Raw genomic sequence first — 8,635 nt, forward strand, 5'->3', positions numbered from 1 at the left:
TGGAAGTCGGCCCACTACAAAATCATACGTATAATCTATGACAATCAATGCCTTCAATTCCGAATCCATCTCCTCCTCCGAGACCTGATATCCGATAGTTAGCTTAACGTCATTATGACAAATCGGTGCTAAATGTCAACCTCCCGCGCGTTGACCTCTCACGTGGAAAGTCCCCGTTGCCATTGTGCCAAGCTCTCCTTGCTCATTTACTACCGTGCCTTGAAGCGTGAGCACACGCTTCGTTGCATGAACGACATGCGCCCTTACTTCCAATATTCCTGCCTTCATTGGTCGCAGAAAGTTCACATTCAGGCTTCCGGTAACAATATTCGGATCTTGCTTGTATGCGGAAGCGGCGATTCCCATCGCATTATCAAGCAGGGAGGACAACACGCCGCCATGTACAATGCCTATCATATTCAAATGGTGAGCCTTCGCATCTAGCCGGAGGATCACTTCCTTCTCATCCGCATGAACGAGCTCACAACCCAAGTATCCCCAGAACGAAGACTGCGCACGTGCCTCTAATTCATCCCACTGCAGATTCTGCTCATTGCTCATGTTAGCCACCTCTCGATTCTTCCTCCATTATTTACCTAATAGTATACTAACATTATGCCCTTACTTCACTAACAAAATGTTGAAAGTAGAGAAGGCCGATCTCTATCAACGACCGGCCTTCCCCCTTCTATCTTATCACAATGCATGCATATTGCGCAGCATCTACTCTTTGTCCTTGTCTGTATCATCTGATGCGATCCCATCCCGATGGCCATCGCGCTGCAGCCGGCGCTGGGCCTCTTCCTCCACCAGCTTGCGCCTTAACACCTTGCCAACCATTGTTTTAGGCAGCTCCGCTCGAAATTCAATTTGCCGCGGAATCTTGAATGCAGCGAGCTTAGCCCGGCACCATCCTTCCAGTTCCTTCTCTGTAATCGCAGCTCCTTCCACTGGCACGATGAAGGCCTTGACTGTCTCCCCCCGATAAGGATCCGGCACACCGATGACAGCTGCCTCTTTTACCTGCGGGTGCTCGAACAGCACTTCTTCCACATCGCGCGGGAACACTTTAAATCCGCTTGCATTGATCATTTCCTTCATCCGATCAACGATCGAGAAGAACCCGTCGGCATCCATCTTGGCCATGTCGCCAGTATGCAGCCACCCCTCTTTCAACACATCTGCCGTCTCCTCAGGTCGATTCCAGTATCCCTTCATGATCTGCGGCCCTCGTACAGCCAGTTCGCCAATGCTGCCTACTGGCATCGTCTCTCCAGTGTCTGGATTGACGATCTTAGCATCTGTATCGGGAAATGGAATGCCAATGGTTCCGATCTTCCGATATCCCCAGAGCGGATTCGCATGTGTAACCGGTGAAGCTTCCGTTAAGCCATAACCTTCAATCAACCGGCCTCCTGTAATGGCTTCGAACCGCTCTTGCACCTCCAATGGGAGTGGTGCAGAGCCAGACACGCATGCCTGCACAGACGATAGGTCGTACCGTGCTACCTCCTTATGGTGGTTAATTGCAATGTACATCGTCGGAGCTCCTGGGAAGATCGTTGCTTTTTCCTTATGAATGCACTCGAGCACCTGCATCGTATCGAACCGAGGCAGCAGAATAAGCTTGCTTGCCAGATGAATTCCTAAATTGAGCAGTACCGTCAAGCCGAACACATGAAAGCATGGGAGTGCCGCAAGGAACGTTTCCTTGCCGCGCTGCGCGCGATAGAACCAATTTGACGTCTGCACCGTATTGGCAATCAAATTATAATGCGTCAGCATCACTCCCTTCGCTCTTCCGGTTGTGCCTCCTGTATATTGAATCATGGCGACATCCTGTTCGGCATCCACAGAATGCGCGCTCGTTAGGGGCATACTTGATGCGAGCCATCGTTTATAACGAACAACACCCGGAACATCAGGAATTGAGAGCGATTGGCCATCCTTCTTCATCTTCAATGGATACAACCAATTTTTTGGGAACGGCAAATAATCCCGAATAGAAGTAACAATCATGTGATTCAGCTTCGTCTTCTGCCTCACATGAAGTACACGAGAAAACAGCAAATCCAATGTAATGATCGCAGTTGCTCCGGAATCCTCCAGTTGGTGGGCCAATTCTCCCTCCATGTACAGTGGACTCGTCATCACCGCGATTCCACCCATAATCAATGTGCCGTAATAGGCTATGATCATTTGCGGGCAATTCGGCAGCATGATGGCAACCCGCTCCCCTGCACTCACACCTAGTGAGCGCAGGCCTCCAGCAAATTGATAGACAGAAGCGAGTAGTTCACGATACGTAAGCGTCTTCCCCATAAACTCAATAGCTGCGCGCTCAGGGAATTCTGCCGCAGCCTTCTCTATCAGGTGGGCCACATTATGCTTCGGATAATCGAACGACGGTGCTACTTCTTCGGGATAATGGCGCAGCCATGGCCTTTCATCAGAATAGGCATTCATGATGCTACTCCCCTTCCTCGTTCTAGTTGCGCTTCAGCATGCATCAGCGCATATCGACCACTGCTCATTGCTGATCTAGACAACGGTGTATCGCTCGTTCGCAATAATGCGTGCCGCGATAGCCCGCTTCTGAGAGGTCAGGGACAATGGAGTGGTACGGCTGAATTTCTTGAGCAGCGATAACTGCGTGCGAAGGACATCTCCTGATGCTGCTTCTTGAAGCGTTTCTTTGGCTCTCTGTTCAATTACCTGAAGCGCATCACGAACGAACACCTGTGTCATTTGCAGAGCAAGCGCCGCCTTCTCTTCACCTAAGCGGCTAACCAGCTTATCCGTTCGTAGAATCGCGCTTTCTGCTGCGTAAATATAAATCATCATGTCTGCGAGTGCGGAAAGAACCTCCTGCTCTTGCTCGATGCGCGTACCATACTTCTGAACCGCCGTTCCACCAACAACGAGAAACGCTGTTTTCATTTGGTTCAACAACTTATAAAGTTCAGCCATTGGACCATCTTCTTCATCGCCAAGTGAAGGGCTAAATGCCAGAACCTCTTCCTGCAGCCGCTCTAGGCGCTCCATTAACGGAAGCTCGCCCTTTAATGCTTTTTTCAGCAAGGTGCCAGGAATAAGCAGTCGATTGATCTCATTCGTGCCCTCAAATATACGATTAATGCGTGCATCACGATAGATCCGCTCGACCTTGTATTCTTGGATGTAGCCATAACCGCCATGGATTTGCACGCCCTCATCCGCAATCGTGTTCAGTGCTTCACTGCCAAATACCTTAATAATGGAGCATTCAAGCGCAAACTCCGCGATTGCTTTGGCCGGAGATACGCCTGCATGGGCTGAATCTTGCGCTCCCGTACTAGTAGAGCCATCATTGACGTCTTGCAGCATCGCATCAATATATCCTGATGTTCGATATACCATGCTCTCTAACACATAGGTCAGCGTATTCATCTCCGCGAGCTTCTTCCCAATAAGCGGGAAACTGCTGATTGGCTTACCGAACTGTGTGCGAGCATTCGCATATGCGGAAGCCAACTGGATCGTCTCCTTCGCCGCACCCAAACAGCCCGCCCCCAGCTTGAATCTGCCTATATTCAAAATATTAAATGCGATCAGATGCCCCTTGCCGATTTCGCCAAGCACATTTTCAATCGGAACATGGACATGATCGAAGTAAATCGGGCAGGTGGATGAACCCTTGATCCCCATCTTTTTCTCTTCCGGCCCAACCGTAAATCCTTCCATGCTTCGCTCCACAATAAATGCTGTAAATTTCACACCATCTACCTTGGCATACACAATGAAAATATCAGCAAAACCTGCATTCGTAATATACAACTTCGATCCGCTCAGAATGTAATGAGTACCATCATCAGACAGCTTAGCCGTTGTTCGTGCGCCGAGCGCATCAGAACCGGATGCTGGTTCCGTTAGACAATAGGCAGCGATCTTAGAGCCTGTTGCCAGTTCAGGCAAATACGTGCGCTTCTGCTGATCCGTTCCAAAGTACACAATCGGCAGAGTGCCAATGCCAACATGAGCGCCAATGGACAATGCGAAGGATGATGCACGGGCCAAGTTCTCATTGACAATCGTAGAGCTTACCTTATCGAGACCAAGCCCGCCATAGACTTCTGGGATATCTGTCGCTAACAGTCCAAGCTCTCCTGCCTTGCGCATCAATTGGACAGTCAGCTCATAATTAAGATGTTCAATATCCTCATCATGCGGCAGCACATCTCCCTCAACAAATGCCTGGGTCGTGTCCGCGAACAATCGCTGCTCCGAAGTGAAATCCTCTGGTGTTACTACCCACTCCAGATTCGGCTCGTCAATGACGAAGCCACCGCCTCTTACACGCGTCGTAGACGCAGCTTCCATGCTTCATTCCTCCTATCCATCCTCATTCTTGATCCCGCCGTCTTCCTGTCTAGTACGATTCATGCAGACAAGTCTATGTGCCGTTAATCCTCATCCGAATCTTCGATGCGATTGCAAGATCCTCACCGTTCTCTTTACGCGGCGGCAGAACCTCAAATACGCCTGCAGCCCCCATCCCGCCGCCGATGCACATGGACACAACACCAAGACCACCACCTCTGCGGCGCAGCTCATAAATGAGACTTGTGGTCAGCTTCGCGCCTGTGCAGCCAAGCGGATGACCAAGCGCAATCGCTCCACCATTTACATTCACAATGCTGTCATCAAGTCCCAGCTCCTGAATGACTGCAAGGCACTGTGCGGCAAATGCCTCATTTACCTCATAGAGCGCTACCTCTTCCTTCGTGATTCCTGCAAGGCGAAGCGCCTTCGGGATAGCCTCAACCGGTCCGATGCCCATCACTTCTGGCGGGACGCCTGCAACGGCAAACGAACGATATATCGCGAGCGGCTCCAACCCTAGTTCTTCTGCCCGCTCCCGGCTCATTACCATGAGCGCGGCCGCTCCATCGCTATACGGTGAGGAATTGCCAGCTGTTACAGAGCCCTGTGCGGCAAATGACGGCTTCAGCTTGCGCAGCGTATCCTCATTTGTCTCTGGGCGAATGCATTCATCCATTCGGAAATCGACGGTCGTGCTCTTCAGTTTGCCGCCTGCTTCCTCCCAAGTCCGCTTGGCCTGAACGGTCACCACTTCATCATTGAATTTTCCGTTCGCGCATGCTTGAACAGCACGTTGATGACTCCTTACCGCATATGCATCCTGCATCTCGCGAGTTATGCCAAATTGCTTGGCGACCCGTTCCGCTGTGTGACCCATACTGATATAGATCTCAGGACGTTCTTCAGAGATAACCGGATGAGGAGACAGCTTGAAGCCTGTCATTGGAACATGTGACATGCTCTCCACGCCTCCGGCAATGATTACATCCGCAGCTCCCGTCATAATCCGCTCCGCTGCATAGGCAATTGCTTGCAAACCGGAAGAGCAGAATCGATTAATGGTGACCCCAGGAACCGTATGGGGCAGCCCTGAATAAAGCGCGATTGTCCGCGCGACATTCAGCCCCTGCTCCCCCTCCGGCATCGCACAACCGAGAATGACATCATCTATGTCATGCTTCTCAAGTCCTGGGGCTCGCTCCAGCACCGCCTCAATGACGATCCGCCCCAAATCCTCCGCCCTCGTATCAGCCAAGGCTCCGCGCTTTCCCTTGCCTACTGCTGTTCTTGCTGCCGCAACGATGACCACTTCTCTTAATGCTTTTGCAGGCGTATCCGCTACCATGCATATCCCACTCCCACCCAATTGCCTTCCAGCAACAGAAACCAATGCCAGCTATCACCGCTCAGTTGCTGCTCTGTTGCTGCTCTGTTGCTGCTCTGTTGCTGTTCTGTTGCTTCTTAGTTTCTTTGCTGCTATCCAAACCACTGCTCCGTCCCTGCTTGCCAGTATGATGTCAAACTCGATATGCCCTAATTGCGCAGCGGCTTCCCCTTGCTCAGCATGTGCTGCATCCGCTGCTGTGTTTTCCGTTCTCCGCAAAGAGATAAGAAGGCTTCCCGCTCCAAGTCGAGCAGATGCGATTCAGATACGAGGCGATTGGCAGGCACGTCTCCACCTGTAAGTACACGTGCGAGCTTGCGAGCAATTAACGCATCGTGCTCACTTATGTAGCCGCCCTCCAGCATATTGGACACGGCTAACTGCAGAACGCCAAAGCCTTCCCGTCCAGCTACACGTATAGATGGTCGGCCTGCCTCCTGCACTTGCCCCACATACCCTGCCGAATCCATAGCGAGAACGGCCTGCTTCGCTTCATAAATGCGGCGCTGCTCCGCGAATAGCACGCGATCGTGAGATCGTACATAGGCGAGTCTCAGTGCATCATGACCGCTGTTCGACACTTTGGCCATGGCGATCGTCTCGAATGCGCGCACGAGTGATGCGTTCAGATCATCATCGGGATGCGGCAGCCGATGTGAGAGCGCAATCGCCGTTTCCTTGCAGCCTCCCCCACCAGGAATCAGTCCTACTCCGGTCTCCACAAGTCCGAAGTATGTCTCTGGACTGAACACAATCATATCGGCCGGCAGGCACGCCTCCACACCTCCGCCAAGTGTCATTCGGTGCGGTGCAGCAACGACGGGTCGCTGCAAGCCCTTCAGCTTCATCATGGCTCGCTGGAATTGGCGGATAATGAAGTCGATTTCGTCCCATTCCTCGGCCTGAGCCTCTCCGAGCAGAAGCATAACATTTGCCCCAACGCAGAAGTTGCGTCCTTCATTCGCAACAATAAGACCTCGGTAGTCACGCGCTACGATCTCTACGCTCTTCTCGATCATGGATAAAATATCTTCCCCGATGGCATTGTTCGGAGAATGGAATTCCAGACAGGCCACATCATCGCCGACATCAATAAGACTCGCACCGCTATTGCGTGCGATGGTCCTTCCCTGTTCCTTCAAAGAGCGAAGCGATATCGATTGTTCACTCTCTACGGCTTGCTGCCATTCTCCTGCCGCGGCGAAGAACAATCCGCTGCTTCGCTGCTCATAGAACCGCTCGTGACCTTGTTCCAGCCATGCCTCTACCCAGGCCGGCACTTCTGTGTCCTCCGCCCTCATGCGTGCGACACTGTCCCGAAGACCAATCGCATCCCAGCATTCAAATGGACCCAGCTCCCAATTGAAGCCCCATCGCATTGCTTTATCAATATCCTCGATATGATCTGCAATTTCCCCTACCTTGGAAGCTGCATAGCACAATACCTGCTTCATCATGCTCCATATGAACTGTGAACCTTGGTCACGGCCGCTGATTGCAGCTCTCAGTTTGGCTGCCGTTCCCTTCTCCCGCTTCGACTGCTGCAGCGTCACCGAAGCAACCTGCTGCCTCGGCTCATACGTCCAATCCTGCCAACGCAGTGCATGGATCGGATCTTCTCCAGGTAAACCGCTGCGTACCTTGCGATAGAATCCTTGGCCGCTCTTCTCTCCTAGCCAGCCTCGTTCTACCATTTCTTTGAACCAAGGCGGCAGAGCAAATGCATTCCTCTCCGCCTCTGTCTCAGCATGCTCAGCCACATTGTTCGCTACATGGAGGAATGTATCTAGTCCGACGATATCCAGCGTTCGGAATGTAGCACTCTTCGGCCGCCCGATAATCGGCCCTGTTAAGGCATCGACCTCTTCGATGGTAAGACCGTACCGTTCCATTTCTTGAAGCGTGATCACTAAGCCGTACGTCCCAATTCGATTGGCAATGAAGTTAGGCGTGTCTTTGGCAATGACTACTCCCTTGCCCAGTCTGCGCTCACACCATTCCTTGGCCCCTTCTAATACCGACTGATCCGTCCATGCATTCGGTATAAGCTCCACCAGATGCATGTATCGTGGCGGATTAAAGAAATGAATGCCGACAAATGAACGCCTAAATGCTTCTGACCGCCCTTCCAACATGGAGTCAAGGGAAATGCCTGACGTATTCGAGCTGATCAGCGTCCCTTCTTGCCAGTGACGCTCTATTTGCGCCAGCACCGTGCGCTTCACATCCACTTGTTCCGTGACCGCCTCAATAATCCAATCTACCTGTGCAAGTTCCTGCAAATGATCCGCTGTATTTCCTGGTATGATGCGCTCTGCGAACGCTTCCATATAGAGCGGTGCTGGGCTGGCCTTCTTCAATCGTGCAATCGCTTGCTGCGGCAGTCGGCTGCGAACATCTGGATGCTCCAGAGTCATTCCTGCCCCCGCTTCGTCTTCCGTCAGCTGAGCCGGCACGATATCTAACAACAGACATCGTATGCCTGCATTCGCCAAATGAGCTGCGATGGCGGCTCCCATCACCCCTGAGCCAATAACAGCTGCCCGTTGAACCTCATTCCATCGTTTCACCTCAGTATCCCTCCTACTGCATGTGCATGGTATAGCCTAGCTGCCTATCATTTGCTCGGACACACTTCCCCGCAATCAGTCCTTCTATATGCCTCATTCCTTCACAGAAGCTGCCCAGGCCACCATGAGAAAGCCTCGTATGTTAACCAGCTAACGCAGCGTAGCAGAACGGCCATACAAGCATGCCGTGCTTCACTCCACCTCCCTGAACATCAGATTCCACATACAGACTTGACGAGCAGCTCAGCAATATCGGCACTGCGCACATCGCTTCGCTCTTTCGCCTTGACACCATCCTCCATCATCGTGAGGCAATATG

Annotated in this window: 5 protein-coding genes; all 5 read right to left on the reverse strand. The window is 52.0% G+C overall.

The annotated features are described in order from the left end of the window. Nucleotides 1–135: 135 nt before the first annotated feature. The gene (locus AZ66_RS23390; protein WP_044357052.1) at nt 136–561 is read right to left on the reverse strand and encodes a PaaI family thioesterase; all 426 of its coding nucleotides are present in this window, start codon (nt 559–561) and stop codon (nt 136–138) included. Nucleotides 562–723: 162 nt separating this feature from the next. Beyond that, nucleotides 724–2,466 (reverse strand): long-chain-fatty-acid--CoA ligase, encoded by a 1,743-nt coding sequence (locus AZ66_RS23395; RefSeq protein ID WP_044357053.1) that lies wholly within the window; start codon nt 2,464–2,466, stop codon nt 724–726. A gap of 75 nt (nt 2,467–2,541) precedes the next feature. After that, complete coding sequence (locus AZ66_RS23400; protein WP_044357054.1) at nt 2,542–4,359, reverse strand: acyl-CoA dehydrogenase family protein; 1,818 nt, start codon at nt 4,357–4,359, stop codon at nt 2,542–2,544. Nucleotides 4,360–4,432: 73 nt separating this feature from the next. Then, nucleotides 4,433–5,707, reverse strand: a complete 1,275-nt coding sequence (locus tag AZ66_RS23405; RefSeq protein ID WP_082061701.1) for an acetyl-CoA C-acyltransferase — start codon at nt 5,705–5,707, stop codon at nt 4,433–4,435. Between the two features lie 188 nt (nt 5,708–5,895). Next, the gene (locus AZ66_RS23410; protein WP_082061702.1) at nt 5,896–8,316 is read right to left on the reverse strand and encodes a 3-hydroxyacyl-CoA dehydrogenase/enoyl-CoA hydratase family protein; all 2,421 of its coding nucleotides are present in this window, start codon (nt 8,314–8,316) and stop codon (nt 5,896–5,898) included. Nucleotides 8,317–8,635 lie beyond the last annotated feature (319 nt).

This window comes from Paenibacillus sp. E194, from assembly GCF_000935845.1.
GTDB classification, from domain to species: domain Bacteria; phylum Bacillota; class Bacilli; order Paenibacillales; family Paenibacillaceae; genus Paenibacillus_B; species Paenibacillus_B alvei_B.